The following is a 17048-nucleotide window of genomic DNA, read 5'->3' on the forward strand; positions in this document are numbered from 1 at the left end:
ACGATCGTTAGCTTATCTAATAAGCTTGGCTAACGACCTGTGTCGGTGATCACGGGGAGTACCGTGTGCGGCGTGACCAGCCAGCCGAAGCCGCTCGACCCGCCGATGGTGCCGTTCGCCCTCGCCGGGCTCGGGCTGTGGATCATCGCGGTGCTCGTGATGCTGCCGTTTCGCGACGAGTTGGCCGACGCCGGGCACGGCAACTGGTTCGGCATCGCCGTCGCCGGCGTGCTGTGGGGCATTCCAGGCGGTTTGACCATGGTTGTGCACGATCGCAACCGGAAGCGGCGGCGCGCGGCGTCCGATTCGTTCAAGACCGGGGAGAGCGGCGGCGCCTAGCCTTCGAGGCATGGCTCCCAAACTCAACTACGTCGGCCTCGTGGTGGCCGACATGCCCAGAACCCTCGCGTTCTACCGCCTGCTCGGCCTGGACATCCCGGCCGATCAGGACGCCGCGCCGCATGCCGAACACGCGCTGCCTGGCGGCATGAGAATCTGCTGGGACACCGAGGAGACGATCCGTTCGTTCGACCCGGAATGGTCGCCCGGGGCCGGCGCCGGCCGGTCCGCCATCGGTTTCGAGTGCGACACACCCGCCGAGGTCGACAAGGTCTACGACGCGATGGTTTCCGCAGGGTACGAGGGTCACCTGGCACCCTGGGACGCGTTCTGGGGCATGCGGTACGCCGTCCTGCACGACCCCGACGGCAACGGCGTCGACCTCTACTGCACTATCGGATGACCTCGCGCAGGGGTGCGCCGGCCAGCGCCTTCACCTCGCGGGAGAGGTGCGCCTGGTCGGCGTAGCCGCTGCTGACCGCCACCAGGCCGAACGGCATGCCGCCCCGGGCCAGGTCCAGTGCCGCGTTCACGCGCAGAATCCGGGAGAGCGTTTTGAGGCCGTACCCGAACAGTTGCAGGCCTCGGCGGTGCAGCTGCCGTTCGCTCAGGCCGACGTCGACCGCGATCTCCGACACCGGACGGTGTGCCCTGAGCCGATCAACCACCGCCCCGACCCAGGGCTCGTCCGGTTTGTCGTTCCTGGCGAATGCCGCCTCGAGCTGCCGGGCCGGATCGGCGGCCTCGTCGAGCAGCTCGGTGAGGCGCCGGACGCGCGCCGACGGCCACAGCGCCGACAGCGGCACCCGCTGGTCACGCAGTTCGTCGGCGGACACACCCAGCAGGCCGGGCGCCGTGCCGGGGGCGAATCGGATCGCCGTGTACGTCCGCGCGCCTTCACTCACGCCCAGCTTCGCGGTGGTGTCAGGGCCGGCGACGAGCAGCTGGCCGGCATAGTGGATCACGTCCATGCAGCCGTCGGGCAGGACGCGGACCAGCTCACTCCCGCCCGCTCCGCGTTGCCACACCGTCGCGCCGGGTATGCGCGACGGTCGCTCCCGATAGCCGAACTCAGCCGTGGCCATAGGGTTCGGCGGGCTCGGCCTCGTCGACCGAGCCGTGGGCCCGGCTGACCGACACCGACTCGACCTCGCTGTCGTCGAACACGGTCGGCAGCTCGTCGACCGCCTGGACCTGCTCGACCAGCACCTCGGAGTGCGCGCCGCAGCCGTGGTCGACGCTCACGACCTGGGCGTCGTCGGGCGCGTACTCATTGCCGCACACCCCGAACGACTGCCGCATCGAACCGGCGAGCTGCAGGTAGAACCCGCACGAACCGCACCGGGCCGCCGACGGCGCGGCGACGGAGATCGGCGCGTTGGGACCGCGGTCGCCGTCATACCACCGCTGGGCGGCATCGAGCCGGCCCTCGCGGGACAGCACCCGGACCCGCCCGAGACCGAGCTCCCAGCTGGTCTCCTCGACCGCGGGGTCATCGGACTGCACGTAACCCGGCGCGAGCCGCACATCGTCGGCCGGCGTCGGCAGCAGGTCGCCGACGCCCAGGTCACCGGGCTGCAGCCGCTCCTGCCACGGCACCCACTCGGGCGCGCGCAGCGCGTCGGGGCCCGGCAGCAGCGTCGACTCGCAGATCGTCACCTGCTTGCTGCGCGGGATCCTGGTCACACTCACCGCCCAGCGCCAGCCCCGGTATCCAGGCAGGCCACAGGCGAAGAAGTGGGTGACGAGCCGCTCACCTTCGGCGACCACGCCGAGGTGCTCACCGATATGGTCCGGGTCGACGACGTCCAGCCCGAGGCGGGCGATCTCCACGGCGTCCGCGCAGACCTGGTCGGGCTTGCCCGCGCGGCCGCTGGAGCGGGTCGGGGCAGTCGAGGCTGTCACGCCCTCCATTGTTCCTCATCGCCACGCCCGATGAGCACGGCGGCCCCGGCGTGGCCGGAAACTGTCGCACCCATGGTTCAGGATGGGGGGCATGTCGGTGATACGAGGCGTTGCGCAGACCGTGGTGACCACCGTGCGGGCAGCACGGGTCGCCACCGTCGGCGGTGCCCGGGCCGGCCGCTTCGTGGGTCGCAACCTGCTACGTGTCCGCGAGCGCGGCGCCGGCGGCGAGACCGGCATGCTCCGCCTGCTCGACCTGCACGCGGCGTCCTGCGCCGGCGACACCCTCGTCGCGCTCGGCCTCGCCGGCACCATCTTCTTCTCGGTGGAGGCGGGCGAAGCCCGCGACCGGGTGGCGCTGTATCTGATCGTGACGATGCTGCCGTTCGCGCTGCTGGCCCCGATCGTGGGACCGGTTCTCGACCGCTTCCGGCACGGCCGCCGATATGCGCTCGCCGTCACGATGCTCGGCCGGGCGTTCCTGGCGGTCCTGATCTCCGAGCACCTCACCGGGTGGGCGCTCTATCCGGCCGCGTTCGGCATGCTGGTGCTCTCCCGTGCCTATGGCGTGGCCCGCAGTGCCGCCGTGCCCCGCGTGCTGCCCAAGGGGCTCGGCCTGTCCGAGGCCGGGGCCCGTGCCTCCGTGTTCGGCACGTTCGCCGGCGCCATCGTGCTGCCGATCGGCCTGGCCGCGGCCCAGTTCGGCCCGCAGTGGCCGCTACGGCTGTCGGTCATCGTCTTCTTCTGGGGCATGGTCACCTCGCTGCGGCTGCCGCCCCGCGCCGACTCGGACCCGCCCGAGCAGGTCCCTCGCGTCCTGCAGCGCCCCAGCCACCGCGGCGCGAAGATCCTCTCCGGCCGGCTCGTCGTCGGCGCCCTGATCGGCAGCGCGACCCTGCGCGCGCTGTATGGGTTCCTGACCCTGTTCCTCGCGTTCGCGATCAAGGAGAAGGTGCTCCCGGTCGGCCTCGGCCCGTGGCGGCTGTCGGAGCAGGTGGCGGTCGTGGTCGTGGCCGCCGCGCTCGGCGTCGGCTCGTTCCTGGCCACCGCCATCGGCACCCGCCTGCGCATCCACCGGCCGGCCCTGCTGCAGGCGGTCGGCATCACCGTGGTCGCGTTCGTGGCCCTCATCGCCGCCGACCGGGACTCCCTGGGCGCGGTGGCGCTGCTGTGCCTGGTCACCGCGATCGCCAGCGGTCTCGCCAAACTGGCCGTCGACGCCTCGATCCAGGAACGTGCGGACGAGCAGGTCCGGGCCAGCGCGTTCGCCCACTCCGAGACCCTGCTCATGGTCGCCTGGGTCCTCGGCGGTGCCGTCGGCCTCATCCCGTTCGGCGCCGACTGGGGCCTGATCGTGGCCGCCACGTTCATGGCGTTCGCGGCGGTCCGCGCGATCTGGTCGGCGATCTCCCTGCGCAAGGAGCGCCTGCGCGGCGCCCCGCTCGAGCATGACGAGCAGCCAACCGACCCGGTCGCGGCCACCCAGCCCAGCGGATCGGCGGGCGGCTCGGACGGGCGGCGTGGGGCTGACGCGACGACCGTGCCGCGACCGGCCGGCGCGACCACGGGCTCGGCCGCCGGCGGGACCTCAGGCCCGGCCGCCGGCGCAACGTCAGGGGCCGCCGGAGCGGCTTCAGGGGCGGCCGCCAGTGCGACCCGGCGGATGCCGTTCCAGGCCCGCTCCGGCGAGGAGGCTCCGACCACTGCCGCCGCCGCGCAAGGCGGTGAGGACGACCGTTCGCGGCGCCGCTTCGGCTGGCGCCGGCGCCCCTCCGCCGCTCCCGCGACCGCCCCGACCGGCTCCGGATCGCCAGTGGGCGGCGGAGGCGGCCCGCGCGGCGGAGGCCAGGCCGGCGCTCGGCAGCAGCCGGTGGACGCGACCCGGCAGATGCCGGCCGTCGACGTGGACACCGAGACGGCCCCCCTCGCGCCGCCTGGATACACGCTGTATCGCCCCTCTGGCATGGACTCGACCAGACGCCTGGAGGATGACGACCGATGAGACCGTTCCTGGGATATGACCGCGCACTGATCGTCACCGCGGTCGAGATCGAGCGGGCCACCGTGCTCGCCGGCCTCGGCATCGCCGACCCGCAATCCGACGACCTCGAGACCGGCGCGCCCGTCGTGGTCGTCGCCGCGGGCGTCGGCCCGGCCGCCGCAGCCGCCGTGACCGCGCAGTTCACCACGACCGCGGTCAACGACGGCCGCCCGTTCGGGGTGGTGCTGTCCGCCGGCATCGCGGGCGGCTTCGCCGGGCGGGTCGAGATCGGCGGCCTCGTCGTCGCCACCGAGAGCATCGCCGCCGACCTCGGCGCCGCCGGCCCGGACGGCTTCGAAAGCGTCGACGACCTGGGCTTCGGCACCGCCCGCCACGACGCCGACCCAGCACTGCTGCGCACCCTGCGCCTGGCCCTTCCCGAAGCCGTCGGCGGCCCCGTCCTCACCGTCTCCACCGTCACCGGCACCGCCGAGACCAAGGAAGCCGTCCAGAAGCGCCACCCGGACGCGGTCGCCGAGGGCATGGAGGGCTTCGGTGTCGCCACCGCCGCCCGGCTCTGGCCGGGCACCGCGTTCGGCGAGATCCGCACCGTCTCCAACGCCGTCGGGCCCCGGGACCGGGCCGCCTGGCGCATCCCGCAGGCCCTCGAAACCCTCCGCGAGGCCTTCGCCACCCTGGCCGGCCGCTGAGTGCCGGGTCCACCAACATCCGCCGGGTCCATCCGGGCTGTGCGGACGGCCGGCCGGCGACTTCGATCATTAAGAAGACCACCCCAGAACGTGGAACCGGCAAGTCCCGCATCCACAGGTGTCGAATGCGTTGTAAGGGTCACACCGGGCGTTTCGCGACTCGTCGTGCAGAGTTCCGCGACGGCGTTAGATTCGAGGTTGTGACGCTCTCCCTGGCATTCTCGCCGTGCCCCAACGACACCTTCGTCTTCCACGCGCTGGCACACGGGCTGGTGCCCGGCGCGCCGGCGTTCGACGTGACCTATGCGGATGTCGACGTCACCAACACCGCTGCCGAGCGGGGCGAGTTCGATCTGGTCAAGGTGAGCTATGCGGCGCTGCCGTGGCTGCTCGATCAGTACACGCTGCTGCCCTGCGGCGGGGCGCTCGGCCGGGGCTGCGGGCCGCTGGTCCTGGTGAAGGACCAGGCGATCACCAGCCTCGAAGGCCGGACGGTGGCGGTGCCGGGCGACCGCACCACGGCGTATCTGCTGATGCGCCTGTGGTCGGCAGGGGCGCCGCCGAAGCGGGTGGAGATCGTGCCGTTCGCCGAGATCATGCCGGCGGTGGCCAAGGGGCAGTTCGACGCCGGGCTGGTGATCCACGAGGCGCGGTTCACGTTCCAGCGGCACGGGTTGCACGCGCTCGCGGATCTCGGGGAGTGGTGGGAGGGCGACACGGGCCTGCCGATCCCGCTCGGTGCGATCATCGCGCACCGCGACCGGGTCGACCCCGAGCAGGCAACCGCATGGATCAAGGAGTCGGTGCGGCAGGCGTGGGCCGATCCGGCCCGGAGCCGTGACTACGTCCTGGCCCACGCCCAGGAGATGGAGCAGTCGGTCGTCGACCAGCACATCGGGCTGTATGTCAACGAGTTCACCTCGTCACTCGGCCCGGACGGTCACGCCGCGGTCGATGCCCTGCTGACCAGGGCGGCCGCCGAGGGGCTGGTCCCAGCCACACCCCTCGTCGGCGCCTAGCCAGGCGGTCAGACCTCCAGCTCGCGGGCCACCAGGTGGACCGCCTCGGCGACGGTCTTAGCGGTCTTGCGGTCGGGGAAGCGACCCCGCTGCAGGTCGGGCTGGATCTTCGCCTCGAGGACCCTGATCATGTCCTCGATCAGGCCGTGCAGCTCGTCCGGCTGGCGACGGCTGGCGACGGCGCGCGCCTCGGTCACCGAGGGCGGCGCGTCCAGGAGCTTGACGTGCATCGCCTGGCTGCCCTTGCGGCTCTCGACCACCCCGAACTCGACCCGTTGGCCGGTCTTCAACTCACCCGCGCCGGCCGGCAGCGCCGCCTTGTGCACGAAGACGTCTCCACCGTCGTCGCTGGTGAGGAACCCGAAACCCTTCTCCTGGTCGTACCACTTCACTCGACCCGTCGGCACGCTGTCCTGCTCCCCAGTGTCTTTGACCCGTCCCACCCACAACACCCCAAGGCTAGTCATCGCTTCCCGGACGGCCAACCGAGATCACGCCCCGGAGAAACGCCGGGAACGCGTGCAGATCGGGACCCACCAAGGAAGCCCCGGCGGCCTGCAGGTCAGCGGCGGAGCACGGTCCGGTCGTGACGCCGAGGACGGGCACGCCGGCCAGCACACCGGCCTGCATGTCAGCGACGTGGTCGCCGACATACGCAGTGGCGCCGATGGAACGCAGTACCGACGCCTTCTCGGCGGCGAACACATCGCCATGCACCTCATCGACCGGAATGTCCAGATGTGCGAGATGCAGTGATGCGAGCCTGCCGAGCTTCGATGTGATCACCACGATCCGTCCGCCGGCCGCACGGACCGCCGCCAGCGCCACCAGGGCTCCGGGAAGCGGCACCGCGGGCGTTATCGCATGTTCTTCGTACAAGAGGCGATACATCCGCACGGCCTCCTCGACGGACTCGGGCGGGAACCACTCGGACAACTCCGTGCGCAGGGGCGGGCCGAGGCGCGACACGGCGAGGTCGGCGTCGACGTGCACGCCAGTACGCGCCGTGAGCGCCCGGTACGCGGCCGCGATCCCTGGCCTGGTGTCGAGGAGCGTCATGTCAAGGTCAAAGCCAATGACAACCGGTTGTTGAGACACCTTTAAGGATGCCCAGGTCACGATAGGTATGCCATCGAAATACTCGCCGGTTATGTATTGACGGGGTGAGACTCTGGCCACTAGCGTCACCAACACTTTTAGGAAAGTTTCCTAAAGGATCATCCAGGAGACGCGATGAAACGATCCGTCCGCAACGGCCTCATCGTCGCCGCCGCGCTGGCAGTGGCCGGGGCCGTGGTCCCCATCGTCACCACTACCGCCAACGCCGCCGGCAACCTCAGCGCAACGTTCACGGTCGACCAGGACTGGGGCAGCGGCTGGGGCGCCAACTACAAGATCACCAACGGCACCTCGAGCACCATCAACGGGTGGACGCTTGAGTTCGACCTGCCCGCGGGCGGTCAGATCACCAGCTTCTGGGACGCCGACGTCGTGCGCACCGGTCAGCACTACGTGGCGACGAACAAGTCGTGGGCTCCGACGCTCGCCGCCGGCGCCAGCTTCAGCTGGGGCATGAACGGCAGCGGCGCGAAGCCGCCGATCAACTGCAAGATCAATGGCGTGACGTGCAGTGGCGGTACCCCCACCACCAACCCGCCCACGTCGAACCCCCCGACCTCCAACCCGCCCACGTCGCAGCCGCCGACTTCACAGCCGCCGACCTCGCAGCCGCCGACGAGCCCGTCGCCGACGCAGAGCACGCCGCCGGCCACCGGCTCCAAGAAGGTCGTCGGTTACTTCGCCGAGTGGGGCGTCTACGGCCGCAACTACCACGTGAAGAACATCGAGACGAGTGGGTCGGCCGCGAAGCTGACGCACATCCTCTACGCGTTCGGCAACCCGGCCAACGGTCAGTGCGCGGTCGGTGACAGCTACGCCGACTACGAGAAGGCGTACACCGCTGCCGACTCGGTCGACGGCGTCGCCGACACCTGGGACCAGCCGCTGCGGGGCAGCTTCAACCAGCTGAAGAAGCTCAAGGCGATGCACCCGGGCCTCAAGGTCATCTGGTCGTTCGGTGGTTGGACCTGGTCGGCCGGCTTCACGCAGGCCGCCGCGAACCCGACCGCCTTCGCGAACTCCTGCTACAACCTGATCAACGACCCCCGCTGGGCCGGTGTCTTCGACGGCATCGACATCGACTGGGAGTACCCGAACGCCTGTGGCCTGCAGTGCGACACCAGCGGCCCGAACGCGTTCAAGAACCTGATCGCCGCGCTGCGCACCAAGTTCGGCTCGAGCAAGCTGGTCACGGCGGCCATCACGGCCGACGGCAGCAACGGTGGCAAGATCGACGCGACGGACTACGCCGGCGCCGTGGGCAACCTCGACTGGCTGATGCCGATGACGTACGACTACTTCGGTTCGTTCAACGCGGCCGGCCCGACCGCTCCGCACTCGCCGCTGAACTGCTACGCGGGCATCCCGCAGGCCGGCTTCTGCGCCGAGGCCGCGATCACCAAGCTCAAGGCCAAGGGCGTCCCGTCCAGCAAGCTGCTGCTCGGCATCGGCTTCTACGGCCGTGGCTGGACCGGCGTGACCCAGGCCACCCCGGGCGGTAGCGCCACCGGTGCGGCGCCCGGCACGTACGAGGCGGGCAACGAGGACTACAAGGTCCTCAAGAACACCTGCCCGTCCACCGGCACCATCGGCGGCACCGCATACGCCAAGTGCGGCAGCAACTGGTGGAGCTACGACACGCCGGCCACCATCACCGGCAAGATGAGCTACGCGAAGACGCAGAGCCTCGGCGGCGCGTTCTTCTGGGAGCTCTCCGGTGACACCACCAACGGTGAACTGATCACCGCGGTGAGCAACGGTCTGAAGTAACAACCCTTTCGAAAGAGGGCGGGGCCGTCGGCCCCGCCCTCTTTTGTCATACGGGCCGGTTAGCGTATGAGGTGAGATGACTACCTCGCTCGCAGACCATTTCCGCGCCCTGCCCGACGACGGGCTGATGGCGCTCATCCGGCTGCGCCCGGATCTGGTCATCCCGCCGCCCTCGGATTTCTCCGCCCTCGCCCATCGAGCGCAGTCCCGCGTGGCGGTGGCCCGGGCGTTGGACGGCCTCGACACGTTCACCCTCGAAATCCTCGACGCACTGCGCTACACGCGCATCGGCCACACCACGTCCACCGAGTCCGTGCTGACCCTCACCGCCGCTTCCGGGGTCGAGGCGGCCAGGGTCCGGGCCGCGATCGACCTGCTCGTGCAGCACGGCATCGCCTTCGGACACGACGGCGCCCTCCGCGTCGTCGGCGCCGTGGACGAGGTCTGCTCCCCCTATCCCGCCGGGCTCGGCCGGCCCGCCGCCGAGCTCGACCCGCTCGCCGGCGCCCTGGTCGCCGACGCCGCCAGGCTGCGCCGGACGCTGCTCGCCGCGCCGCCGGCGGCCCGGGCCGTGCTCGACCGGCTCGCGGCCGGCCCGCCCGTGGGCACCGTCACCCCTGCCAGCCTGCGCTCCGACCCTGACTCGCCCGTCCGCTGGCTGGTCGAGCAGCACCTGCTGGTCGCCGTCAGCCGCGACGCGGTGGAGCTGCCCGTCGAGGTCTCCCTCGTCCTGCGCCGCGACGCCGGCCCCCTCGGCCAGCTGCACCCCGACCCGCCGCAGGTGCAGACCCCGACCCGCGACGCCGCGCAGCTCGACCGTGCCGGCGCCGGCCAGGTCCTGGAGCTGGTGCGCAACCTGGAGACCCTGATCGAGGCGATCAACGCCGACCCGCCGACCGTGCTGCGCTCCGGCGGCATGGGCGTGCGCGAGCTGCGCCGCTTCGCCAAACTCACCGGCGTCGACGAGCCGGCCGCCGCCCTCCTGGTCGAGATCGCCGCCGCCGCGGGCCTGCTCGGCGAGGAGATCATCGACAACAAGCGGGTCGAGAGCGTCTTCCTGCCGACGGTCGCCTATGACGTGTGGCGGGCCTTCGGCATCGCGGCCCGCTGGCACCGCGTCGCCGTGACCTGGCTGACGATGACCCGCGCACCGTCGCTCATCGGCCAGCGCGACGATCGTGACCGCCCGATCAACGCGCTCGCCCCCGAGCTGTCCCGCCCCGGCGCTCCAGCGCAGCGCCGGGCCGCGTTGCAGGTCCTGTCCGAGCTGCCGCCCGGCGCCACCATCGCCCCGTCCGACGTCGTCGACCTGCTGTCGTGGCGCACGCCGCGCCGGGTCTCCCGCGCCGCTGCCGCAGTCGTCGAGGCCAATCTCGCCGAGGCCGCGCTGCTCGGCCTGACCGGCTTCGACGGGCTCACCGGCTTCGGCCGGCTGCTCCTGGACGAGGTCGTCTCCGGCAGTGTCGACACCGACGACCCGCTCGGCCTCAACGCCCCCGACGGCGCCGCCCTCACCGGCTCCGCGGCCCTGCTCGACACGCTCCTGCCCGCCCCGGTCGACCACGTCCTGCTGCAGGCGGACCTGTCCGTCATCGTCCCCGGCCCGCCCGAGCCGACCCTCGCCGGCGAGCTCGAGCTCCTCGGCGTGCAGGAGTCCGCCAGCGTCCACCGCATCACCGCCGAGTCGGTCCGCCGCAGCCTCGACGCCGGCTACACCGCCTCCGACCTGCACGCCCTCCTGGCCCGCCGGTCCCGCACACCCGTGCCACAGACGCTCACGTATCTCATCGACGACATGGCCCGCCGCCACGGCGGCATGCGCATCGGCTCGGCCAACTCCTACGTGCGCAGCGACGACGAGACCCTGATCGCCGAGGTCCTCGCCGACCGCCGCCTCCAGTCGCTGACCTTGCGCCGCCTCGCCCCGACGGTCCTCGCCAGCCGCCACACTCCCGCGCGGCTCCTGGAGGCGCTCCGCGAGGCCGGATACCCACCCGTTCAGGAAGACGCGACCGGCGCCGCCGTCCTGACCCGCCCGAAGGCCCGCCGCGGCCCACCCCGCCCCAGCTGGGCACATCGCGGCATCGAGGACCCCGCCGCGGCAGCCCGGCTGTCCACCCCACGGCTCGCCGGCGTCATCGAGCAGATCCGCCGGGGCGACGCCGCCGCCCGTGTCGCCCGCCGCGCCCCGGTCACCGTCCGCGCCAACGGCACGTCCACGGCCTCCCACACCGAGGCCCTGGAGGTGCTCCAGCAGGCGCTGCGGGACAAGACGCGCGTCTGGGTCGGCTACGTCGACTCCCACGGCGCGACCGCGTCCCGCCTGGTCAGGCCCGTGTCCATGGGCGGCGGCTACCTGCGCGCCGAGGACGAGCGGACCGAGATGCTGCACACGTTCGCACTGCACCGCATCACGGCCGCCGCGCCGGAGGACGCGTCCGGATAGGCGGACCTTCATTGCTCCGGTCCGTCGTGGGCGCGGTCCGCTGCTCCCGTCAGCCACCGGTCAGGCCTTGGCGGCCTTCCCTGCCACCTCCGCGGACAGTCGCGGCGGACGCGACCTGCCGGCCGCGACAAACCCCGCGGCCTGCCGGCCGGCCCGCATCCGCGGTCCGTCCGCCTCCGGCCACGACGCGACCGTCCCGGCCGCGACCGTGGTGCTTGGCGGCGGGGGCCGGGTCAGTCGCCTGCGCGAGCGGCGCCGATGATCGAGACGATCAGCAGGATCGCGGCGAGGCTGCCGACCGTCTCGCCGATCGCGTCGGTGAGCGGGCTGCCGAGCACGAGCCACGACACCAGGAACCAGGCCAGACCGAGGGCGCTGACTGCACCGACGCCGACCATCGCCAGGGGCGAGAAGCCGGCGGCAGCCTCATCGTCCATGGTTGATGCCGAGGCACCTTCCAGGTCGGTCATCCTCCACAGCGTACCGATTCATCGCCCGCTGTCACGGTGTCGATCAGCCTCGACGGATGGATCCGATCACGGAAACGATCAGCATGAGCACGAGGATCGCACCGAGCGACTCGCTCACGGCGGTCTGCACATCGGTGTGTGCCACTTGGGACGACAGCAGGAACCAGCCGACGGCCACCGCCACTGCGGCGAACCCGCCGAACGTCAAGGCCGCTCTGTCGCCAAACCGCCGACCCACGTGGACCAGTCTACGGAGGTGGAGCGGACGACGCGCCCGCCCCCGATACGCCGATCGGTCAGGCGGTAGCCGGCCCCCGCGACCACACCGCCATCTTCCGATCCGAACGCGCGCGTCCGGCCTCCACCACCGCCGTGCTGGCACAACAGCGACACAACAAGCGATGGAGGCGAATCAGATCGCATCCATCGCAAGGCAGTCACTAGCAGTGACGCAACGAACCCCCTCACAGGTTGCACGGTTTCCGAACCTCCCACATTTCGGGAACTGTCACAGGTGCGTGCGACACTGGTCCGGTGCCCGAAGGTCCACTGATCGTCCAGTCCGACAAGACCCTGCTGCTTGAGGTCGACCATCCCGACGCACTGGCGTGCAGGATGGCGATCGCGCCGTTCGCCGAGCTCGAACGCTCGCCGGAGCACGTGCACACCTACCGCTTGACGCCGCTCGGCCTGTGGAATGCGCGCGCCGCCGGACACGACGCCGAGGGGGTCGTCGATGCGCTGCTGCGGTTCTCCCGTTATCCGGTGCCGCACGCGCTGCTCGTCGACATCGCCGAGACGATGGACCGCTATGGGCGGCTCCAGCTGCTCAACGACCCTGTGCACGGGCTGGTCCTGCGCGGACTGGACCGGGCGGTGCTGGTCGAGGTCGCGAAGAGCAAGAAGCTCGCGGGCATGCTCGGCGCCAACGTCGACGCTGACACGCTCGTCGTGCACGCGTCCGAGCGCGGACGGCTCAAGCAGGCCCTGCTCAAGCTGGGCTGGCCGGCGGAGGACCTCGCGGGCTATGTCGACGGCGAGGCGCACCAGATCGATCTCGCCGAGGACGGCTGGGTCCTGCGCTCCTATCAGCGCGAGGCGGTCGACTCCTTCTGGGCCGGCGGCTCCGGCGTCGTCGTCCTGCCCTGCGGTGCCGGCAAGACGCTCGTCGGCGCGGCGGCGATGGCCGAGGCCAAGGCGACGACCCTGATTCTGGTCACCAACACGGTCGCCGGTCGGCAGTGGAAGCGCGAGCTGATCGCCCGGACCAGCCTGACCGAGGAGGAGATCGGCGAATACTCCGGCGAGCGCAAGGAGATCCGGCCGGTCACGATCGCCACGTATCAGGTGCTGACGACCCGGCGCGGTGGCGTGTTCCCGCACCTGGACCTGTTCGGCGCCCGCGACTGGGGTCTCATCGTCTATGACGAGGTCCACCTGCTGCCCGCCCCGATCTTCCGGTTCACCGCCGACCTGCAGGCCCGGCGTCGGCTCGGCCTGACCGCGACGCTCGTCCGCGAGGACGGCCGGGAGGGCGACGTGTTCTCCCTGATCGGCCCGAAGCGCTACGACGCGCCGTGGAAGGACATCGAGGCACAGGGCTGGATCGCACCCGCCGAGTGTGTGGAGGTCCGCGTCACGCTGACCGACACGGAGCGCATGGCGTATGCGGTCGCCGAGCCCGAGGAGCGTTACCGGGTCGCGGCGACGGCCCGCACGAAGCTGCCCGTGGTGCGTGCTCTGGTCGAGCGGCACAAGGACGACCAGATCCTGGTCATCGGCGGCTACATCGACCAGCTGCACCAGCTGGGCGAGTTCCTGGACGCGCCGATCGTGCAGGGAGCGACCACCAACAAGGAGCGCGAGCGCCTGTTCGACGCGTTCCGCACCGGCGAGCTCAAGACCCTCGTCATCTCCCGCGTCGGCAACTTCTCGATCGACCTGCCTGAGGCCGCCGTGGCGATTCAGGTGTCGGGCAGTTTCGGCTCCCGCCAGGAGGAGGCCCAGCGTCTCGGCCGCGTCCTGCGCCCGAAGGCCGACAAGCGCCAGGCCCACTTCTACACGGTCGTCGCCCGCGACACGATCGACACCGAGTATGCCGCCCATCGGCAACGCTTCCTGGCCGAGCAGGGCTACGCGTACACGATCACGGACGCCGACGACGTGCTGGCCCCGTAACGCCGAGACCTGACCGCCGCTCCGACCCAAGCACTCCATCGAACCCAAGCACCCCACCGACCCGGCCGCCCCGTCCACGCGGAACAGCGGGCGGGGCAGCAGACGCTGAGCTGGGCGCCGCCTGCAGACGCCGAGCTGGGCAGGACTCTGCCCCCGACGGCGTGGGCGGCTGCCCGCGCAGGCCGGCGAGCTGGTCAAACCCAGCGACGGCACGGCGCCGACCCAACCCGGCCCCGGTCCTGCTCGGTCCGGTCCTGCTCGATCCGGTCCGATCCTGCCCGGTCCGATCCGGTCCGATCCGATCCGGTCCGATCCGGTCCGGCCCAGGTCCTGCCCGATCCGATCCGGTCCTGCCTGGCCGGTCCTGCCCTGCCTGGCCCTGCCTGGCCGGTCCTGCCCTGCCTGGCCCTGCCCTGGTCCGGCCCTGGTCCGGTCTGGCCCTGCCCTGACCTGACCTGCCCTGACCTGACCGCATCATGATCAATGCCAACTGCGGGTCGCCGTGGTGACCACGGCAAAGCCCCGTTGCACGGTGACCACGGCAAAGCCCCGTTGCACGGTGACCACGGCAAGGCCCCGTCTTGCGGCGACCACAGCTAAGTGCCCGTTGCACGGTAACCACGGCAAACCTCGTTGCGGCGGCGACCACGGCAAAGCGCCCGTTGTCAGCGGGGCTGTCAGGACGCCTGGAGCTCCTTGGAGAGCAGCTCGGCGATCTGCGCGGTGTTGAGGGCCGCGCCCTTGCGCAGATTGTCGCCCGTGACGAACAGGTCCAGGGCGCGCGGGTCGTCGATGGAGCGCCGGATGCGGCCGACCCACGACGGGTCGGTGCCCACCGCGTCGATCGGCATCGGGAACTCGCCGGCGGCGGGGTCGTCGACCAGGATCACGCCCGGCGCGTGGCGCAGCACCTCGCGGGCGCCTTCGGCGTCGACCTCGACGCCGAAGACGGCGTGCACGGCGACCGAGTGGCCGGTGACGACCGGGACCCGTACGCAGGTCGCGGACACCTTCAGGTCGGGCAGGCCGAGGATCTTGCGCGACTCGTTGCGCATCTTGAGCTCCTCCGACGACCAGCCCCCGTCGCGCAGGGAGCCCGCCCACGGGACCACGTTGAGGGCGAGGGGCGCGGGGAACGGGCCGAGGTCGTCGCCGACGGCCTGGCGCACGTTGCCGGAGCGGGAGCCGAGGCTCGGGTCGCCGCTGACCCGTTGGAGCTGGCTGAGCAGCGTGTCGACGCCGTCCTTGCCCGCGCCGGAGACGGCCTGGTAGGAGGCGAGGACCAGCTCCTTGAGCCCGTACTCGCGGTGCAGCGGGGCGAGCGCCACGATCATCGTCAACGTGGTGCAGTTGGCGTTGGCGATGATGCCCTTGGGCCGGTTGCGCGACTGTTCCGGGTTGATCTCCGGTACGACCAGCGGCACGTCGGGGTCCATCCGGAAGGCGCCGGAGTTGTCGACGGCGATCGCGCCGCGGGACACCGCGATCGGGGCCCACTCCGCGGACACCTCGTCGGGGACGTCGAACATCGCGACGTCGACGCCGTCGAACACGTCGGCGGCGAGCTCCTGCACGACCACCTCGTCGCCCCGCACGACCAGGGTGCGGCCGGCGGAGCGTTTCGAGGCGACGAGGCGGATCTCCCCCCACATGTTCTTGCGGGAGGAGAGCAGCTCACACATGACTGTGCCGACGGCGCCGGTTGCACCGACGACGGCCAGCGTTGGTAACGCGCCCATAACGAGCGAACCTACCGTCCGGTCCCCGCATAAACCACGGCTTCCTCGGTACCGCCGAGCTCGAAGGCGTCGTGAATGGCGCGGACGGCCACGTCAAGGTCGGTGTCGCGGCACACGACGGACACCCGGATCTCCGAGGTGGAGATCATCTCGATGTTGACCCCGGCCTCCGCGAGGGCGGCGAAGAGCTTGGCCGCGACGCCCGGGTTGGAGCGCATGCCGGCGCCGATGAGCGAGACCTTGCCGATGTGATCGTCGAAGAGGATGTCGCGGAAGTCGACGGTTGCCTTGGCCCGCTCGAGGGCCGCCTTGGCGGTCGCGCCGTCGGTCTTCGGCAGCGTGAACGAGATGTCCGTGCGGCCGGTGCCCTCCGTCGACACGTTCTGCACGATCATGTCGATGTTGGTCTCCGCGGCGGCGACCGTCTGGAAGATCCGCGCCGCGACACCGGGCTGGTCGGGCACGCCGACGATGGTGATCTTCGCTTCGCTGCGGTCGTGCGCGACGCCGGTGATGAGTGCTTGCTCCACAGAAAGGTCCTCTATCGATCCGGTGACCATGGTGCCGTTGGCGGTTGAGTACGACGAGCGGACGTGAATCGGCAGGTTGAACCGCCGCGCATACTCGACGCTGCGCAGGTGCAGCACCTTCGCGCCGCAGGCGGCCAGCTCGAGCATCTCCTCGTAGGTGATCTGCTTGATGTGCCGGGCGTTCTTCGCGACCCGCGGGTCAGCGGTGAAGATCCCGTCGACGTCGGTGTAGATCTCGCACACGTCGGAGTGCAGCGCGGCGGCCAGCGCAACCGCTGTGGTGTCCGAGCCGCCCCGGCCGAGGGTGGTGATGTCCTTGGTGTCCTGCGACACCCCCTGGAAGCCGGCGACGATCGCGATCGCACCCTCGTCCAGCGCGCCGCGCAGACGTCCGGGCGTCACGTCGATGATCCGGGCCCGGCCGTGCGTCGAGGTGGTGATGACGCCTGCCTGGCTGCCGGTGTACGACCTTGCCTCGTACCCGAGATTGTTGATGGCCATCGCGAGCAGCGCCATGGAGATGCGCTCGCCGGCGGTCAGCAACATGTCCAGCTCGCGGCCGGCCGGGACCGGGCTGACCTGCGACGCGAGGTCGAGGAGCTCATCGGTGGTGTCACCCATGGCCGAGACGACCACGACGACCTCGTTGCCGGCCTTCCGCGTGTCGACGATCCGCTCGGCGACACGCTTGATGCGCTCGGCGTTGGCGACGGAAGACCCGCCGTACTTCTGCACGATCAGCGCCACGCCGTCGAGCTCCTTTCCACCCGTACGGGCGATGTTGACGCAGCCGAGCGTACCGGCGGCAGGTATCCCTCGGGAGTGGCGTTCCCACGATCCGG

General features: G+C 71.0%; 15 protein-coding genes and 1 pseudogene. 8 read left to right on the top strand and 8 right to left on the bottom strand.

What is annotated here, in order from left to right; all coding sequences use genetic code 11:
- The first annotated feature begins 105 nt into the window (after positions 1–105).
- On the top strand, positions 106–339 hold the full coding sequence (locus ACFPIJ_RS04005) for a DUF2530 domain-containing protein (protein ID WP_380113305.1): 234 nt from the start codon (positions 106–108) through the stop codon (positions 337–339).
- A 10-nt stretch (positions 340–349) separates the two neighbouring features.
- A complete protein-coding gene (locus ACFPIJ_RS04010) occupies positions 350–742 on the top strand; it encodes a VOC family protein (protein WP_380113212.1) in 393 nt (130 codons plus the stop codon).
- Here the strand turns inward: ACFPIJ_RS04010 and ACFPIJ_RS04015 are convergent.
- Together ACFPIJ_RS04015 and ACFPIJ_RS04020 are read right to left on the bottom strand one after the other, a co-directional pair.
- Entirely contained in the window at positions 732–1367 is a 636-nt protein-coding gene (locus ACFPIJ_RS04015) for a helix-turn-helix domain-containing protein (RefSeq protein WP_380113213.1), read from the bottom strand. The genes ACFPIJ_RS04010 and ACFPIJ_RS04015 overlap by 11 nt on opposite strands.
- 43 nt (positions 1368–1410) lie before the next feature.
- Positions 1411–2244: a DUF3027 domain-containing protein gene (locus tag ACFPIJ_RS04020; RefSeq protein ID WP_380113214.1), complete on the bottom strand. Its 834-nt coding sequence runs from the start codon at positions 2242–2244 to the stop codon at positions 1411–1413.
- 82 nt (positions 2245–2326) lie between these two features.
- Here ACFPIJ_RS04020 and ACFPIJ_RS04025 point away from each other — a divergent pair.
- The 3 genes and pseudogenes from ACFPIJ_RS04025 to ACFPIJ_RS04035 form a co-directional block, all read left to right on the top strand.
- A pseudogene (locus ACFPIJ_RS04025) lies at positions 2327–3919 on the top strand (MFS transporter); the annotation flags it as partial.
- A gap of 323 nt (positions 3920–4242) precedes the next feature.
- Positions 4243–4935, top strand: coding sequence for a futalosine hydrolase (locus tag ACFPIJ_RS04030; protein ID WP_380113215.1), 693 nt, complete (start codon positions 4243–4245; stop codon positions 4933–4935).
- A 200-nt stretch (positions 4936–5135) separates the two neighbouring features.
- Positions 5136–5954 carry a 1,4-dihydroxy-6-naphthoate synthase gene (locus ACFPIJ_RS04035; RefSeq protein WP_380113216.1) on the top strand — a complete coding sequence of 273 codons (819 nt, stop codon included), beginning with the start codon at positions 5136–5138 and terminating at the stop codon, positions 5952–5954.
- Between the two features lie 8 nt (positions 5955–5962).
- Here the strand turns inward: ACFPIJ_RS04035 and ACFPIJ_RS04040 are convergent, their stop codons facing one another.
- Both ACFPIJ_RS04040 and ACFPIJ_RS04045 read right to left on the bottom strand, forming a co-directional pair.
- Positions 5963–6361 carry a cold-shock protein gene (locus ACFPIJ_RS04040; protein WP_033364916.1) on the bottom strand — a complete coding sequence of 133 codons (399 nt, stop codon included), beginning with the start codon at positions 6359–6361 and terminating at the stop codon, positions 5963–5965.
- Positions 6362–6413: 52 nt separating this feature from the next.
- Positions 6414–7073, bottom strand: coding sequence for an HAD family hydrolase (locus ACFPIJ_RS04045; protein ID WP_380113217.1), 660 nt, complete (start codon positions 7071–7073; stop codon positions 6414–6416).
- Between the two features lie 114 nt (positions 7074–7187).
- Here ACFPIJ_RS04045 and ACFPIJ_RS04050 point away from each other — a divergent pair, with 114 nt between their 5' ends.
- Both ACFPIJ_RS04050 and ACFPIJ_RS04055 read left to right on the top strand, forming a co-directional pair.
- A complete protein-coding gene (locus ACFPIJ_RS04050; protein WP_380113218.1) occupies positions 7188–8843 on the top strand; it encodes a glycosyl hydrolase family 18 protein in 1656 nt (551 codons plus the stop codon).
- Positions 8844–8919: 76 nt separating this feature from the next.
- Positions 8920–11289: a helicase-associated domain-containing protein gene (locus ACFPIJ_RS04055; RefSeq protein WP_380113219.1), complete on the top strand. Its 2370-nt coding sequence runs from the start codon at positions 8920–8922 to the stop codon at positions 11287–11289.
- A gap of 233 nt (positions 11290–11522) precedes the next feature.
- Here the strand turns inward: ACFPIJ_RS04055 and ACFPIJ_RS04060 are convergent, their stop codons facing one another.
- Positions 11523–11759 carry a hypothetical protein gene (locus ACFPIJ_RS04060; RefSeq protein WP_380113220.1) on the bottom strand — a complete coding sequence of 79 codons (237 nt, stop codon included), beginning with the start codon at positions 11757–11759 and terminating at the stop codon, positions 11523–11525.
- Positions 11760–11802: 43 nt separating this feature from the next.
- Complete coding sequence (locus ACFPIJ_RS04065; protein ID WP_380113221.1) at positions 11803–11967, bottom strand: hypothetical protein; 165 nt, start codon at positions 11965–11967, stop codon at positions 11803–11805.
- 326 nt (positions 11968–12293) lie between these two features.
- Here ACFPIJ_RS04065 and ACFPIJ_RS04070 point away from each other — a divergent pair, with 326 nt between their 5' ends.
- On the top strand, positions 12294–13937 hold the full coding sequence (locus tag ACFPIJ_RS04070; protein ID WP_380113222.1) for a DNA repair helicase XPB: 1644 nt from the start codon (positions 12294–12296) through the stop codon (positions 13935–13937).
- A gap of 677 nt (positions 13938–14614) precedes the next feature.
- Here the strand turns inward: ACFPIJ_RS04070 and ACFPIJ_RS04075 are convergent.
- A complete protein-coding gene (locus tag ACFPIJ_RS04075; RefSeq protein WP_380113223.1) occupies positions 14615–15676 on the bottom strand; it encodes an aspartate-semialdehyde dehydrogenase in 1062 nt (353 codons plus the stop codon).
- A gap of 11 nt (positions 15677–15687) precedes the next feature.
- Positions 15688–16953, bottom strand: coding sequence for an aspartate kinase (locus ACFPIJ_RS04080; RefSeq protein ID WP_380113224.1), 1266 nt, complete (start codon positions 16951–16953; stop codon positions 15688–15690).
- Between the last annotated feature and the right edge of the window lie 95 nt (positions 16954–17048).

The sequence above is a fragment of the Dactylosporangium cerinum genome (assembly GCF_042653625.1).
Taxonomy (GTDB): Bacteria; Actinomycetota; Actinomycetes; order Mycobacteriales; family Micromonosporaceae; genus Dactylosporangium; species Dactylosporangium cerinum.